At 33.9% G+C, this 3378-nt stretch carries 4 protein-coding genes; all 4 read left to right on the forward strand.

All coding sequences use genetic code 11. The features are described from left to right. The coding region (gene eno, locus RR643_RS11400; RefSeq protein ID WP_332483293.1) for a phosphopyruvate hydratase at positions 1 to 1230 on the forward strand (1230 nt) is incomplete at its 5' end. Positions 1231 to 1341: 111 nt separating this feature from the next. Continuing rightward, positions 1342 to 2238, forward strand: a complete 897-nt coding sequence (locus RR643_RS11405) for an SPL family radical SAM protein (protein ID WP_332483294.1) — start codon at positions 1342 to 1344, stop codon at positions 2236 to 2238. Positions 2239 to 2293: 55 nt separating this feature from the next. Further along, positions 2294 to 3190: a DUF1307 domain-containing protein gene (locus RR643_RS11410; RefSeq protein ID WP_332483295.1), complete on the forward strand. Its 897-nt coding sequence runs from the start codon at positions 2294 to 2296 to the stop codon at positions 3188 to 3190. Between the two features lie 91 nt (positions 3191 to 3281). Further along, positions 3282 to 3378 (forward strand): preprotein translocase subunit SecG (gene secG / locus RR643_RS11415; protein WP_332483296.1); only part of this gene is annotated, 97 nt, incomplete at its 3' end.

The raw sequence follows: 3378 nt of genomic DNA on the forward strand, positions 1-3378 counted from the left end.
GGTGCATTTGGACGCGCAATGGTTCCATCTGGTGCATCAACAGGTGAAAGAGAAGCTCTTGAATTACGTGATGGAGACAAATCTCGTTTCATGGGTAAAGGTGTTTTAAAAGCAGTTAGCAATGTTAATGACATTATTGCTGATGCAATTATCGGTTTAGATGTTACTGATCAATGTGGTGTTGATAAAACAATGATCGAACTTGATGGTACTAAAGACAAATCAAAATTTGGAGCTAACGCTATCTTAGGTGTATCAATGGCTTGTGCTATTGCAGCTGCAGATTATTATGGAATGCCATTATATCGTTACTTAGGTGGATTCAATGGTAAAACATTACCAGTTCCAATGATGAACGTACTTAACGGTGGTAGCCATGCTGACTCAACAGTAGACTTCCAAGAATTCATGATTATGCCTATCGGAGCTACAGATATTAAAGAAGCTTTAAGAATGGGTGCTGAAACATTCCACAACTTACGTAAAGTATTAAAAGCTAAAGGCTATAATACAAACGTTGGTGATGAAGGTGGATTTGCTCCTTCTTGTAAAGATGGAAATGAAGAACCTCTTCAATTAATCGTAGAAGCTATCAAAGCTGCTGGATACAACCCTTCTAAAGAAGGAAAACCTGGTGATATCGCTATCGCAATGGACGTTGCTGCTAGTGAATTCTACAACACAGAAACTAAAGTTTATGAACTAGTTAAATCAAACGGTGGTACAAAAACTACTGCTGAAATGATTGATATGTATGCTGAATGGGTAGAAAAATATCCAATCGTATCTATCGAAGATGGTCTTGGAGAAAGAGACTGGGACGGATGGAAAGTATTAACTGATCGTATCGGTGATAAGATCCAAATCGTAGGTGACGATTTATTCGTAACTAACCCATCTATTCTTAAAGAAGGAATCGACAGAGGAATTGCAAACTCAATTCTTATCAAAGTTAACCAAATCGGTACACTTACAGAAACATTTGATGCTATGACAATGGCTAAAGAAGCTGGTTATACTTGTGTAGTATCTCATAGATCTGGTGAAACAGAAGATACAACAATTGCTGATATCGCTGTTGCATTCAACGCTGGACAAATCAAGACTGGTTCAATGTCTCGTACAGACCGTATTGCAAAATACAACCAATTAATCCGTATTGAAGATGAATTAGGTGCTGTTGCTAAATATCTTGGACGTCAAGCTTTCTACAACGTTAAAAACAAATAGTTAATCTAAAACTCATTGACTTCGGTTAATGGGTTTTTATTATGCTTTTTCCTAAATATGTCAATCGATGTCATGTTTTGTCGAGTATAATAAAATAAAGGTGGAAAAGATATGATGAAGACAGTACCTGCAAAAACAATTGTGACCAATGCTAAAAATGATTTTTGGTTTGGAACAAAATATAATATGAATATTTATCGTGGATGTTGCCATGGATGTATTTATTGCGACTCAAGAAGTGATTGTTATCACGTTGAAAATTTTGATGAAGTAAGAGCTAAAGAAGATGCATTACGTATAATTCGAGATGATTTAAGAAGGAAAAAAGTAAGAGGTGTTGTTGGAACTGGAGCAATGAGTGATCCATATAATCCATTTGAAGAGAAAGAACAATTAACCAGACATGCATTAGAACTGATAAATGCTTATGGATTTGGTGTAGAAATTGCGACAAAGAGTGATTTGATTGTAAGAGATATTGATGTACTAAAAGAAATCAAAGAACATAGTCCTGTACTGGTGAATATAACCATCACTACTATGGATGATGAATTATGTAAAATTATTGAACCCAATGTATGTGTTAGTTCAAAGAGATTTGAAGCATTAAAGAAATTAAGTGATGCTGGAATTAATACAGGTATTTTATTAATGCCAAACTTACCTTGGCTTACAGATAGTGATGAGAATATATTGGAATTGGTTAAAAAGGCGTATGAATGCGGAGTGAAGTATATCTACTCAGGGTTTGGTGTTACCTTAAGAATGAATCAAAGAGATTATTTTTATAATAAATTGGACCAATATTTCCCAGGACTTAAAGAGAAGTATCAAAAGAAATATCGAGATAATTATTCATGTGCAATTCCAATGGTTAAAACTAAATGTAAAATGTTTACAGAGGCATGTAATAAGTATGGAATCATATATGATATGAAACGTATTGTTCGAGATTATCAACAACCTTATAAGAAATCCCAATTATCAATTTTTGATGAATTAAGGTAAAAACAGTTTCTTATTCTAAGTTAATTTACTATATAATGTTATGGGGGAGAAATATATGAAGAAAATATGTTTAGTTTTTGTCTTGTTACTCGCTATAACAGGATGTAGTAGTAAACCACAAACGTTTGATTATTCAAAAATGGATAATGAAGCTATCTACCAAGATATGTACAAAAAAGATTTGATATTCACTGTAGGGCAATCTGTCAATATTGGTAATGATGAGAATGGTATTGATTGGGAAATTACCGCAACATTAAACACGAGTGTTGATGCGACAGACAAGGTAGAAGAAATTTCCTTGTTTATTGATAGTGAAGATGGTGTAATCTATGGAACAGTCTATTTAAGTGATCCAAGAAGTCCGTATACAATTGCAGGAGCAGAAATTGATGAGGAAGCTTTGGTAAGTTACCAACAATTGATTTCAGAAAAATTAGGTATGACGGAAGAACAATTGCATGATTATATTGTCTATGTTGGTGAAACATATGCTTTACCTGGCGATAAATGGGCAACTCAAGATAGTTATAGACAAGAAGTTGTCGTTGAGGATGCTACAATATCAACATCAGTTTGTACTTTCGCAAATGAACAAGTTGAAGATACATTAACTATGACATCGAATTTTGGTTTAAATGTGGATAAGGTTTCATGGGTAACGACTTATCTTAACCCAACAACTGAATTAATAGATGCACTTAAAGAAACAGGTGAATCTTATGCAGATATCATGGGTTTAACATATACACAAGATGAACAAACAGATAAAATTACAACTCATTTAACAATTGAGTATACTTTTATTAATGGTGACGATTTAAGACGAGTGGGGTTAGTATCTGGTGGAGAATCAAGCTTTATTATTAGTGTGGAAGAGTCGGTAAAGAACTTTGAATCTGATGGATACACTTGTACTACCACTCAAGAATTGGTTGAAAACGCTGAATAATCGACTGATTATCGTAATATATTTGCAAATGTGTAGGCATGTGCTATAATTATCTAGCAATGTTTTATTCATTCGTTAGGAGGAGAAGTTTATGCTAGATATTCTATTGATGGTCGTATCCGCTGCATTAATAATTCTTTCTTTACTACAAAGTGGAAAATCAGATGGTATCTCAGGTGCTTTTACAG

This window comes from Anaerorhabdus sp. (genome assembly GCF_036637135.1).
Classification (GTDB): Bacteria; Bacillota_I; Bacilli_A; order Erysipelotrichales; family Erysipelotrichaceae; genus Anaerorhabdus.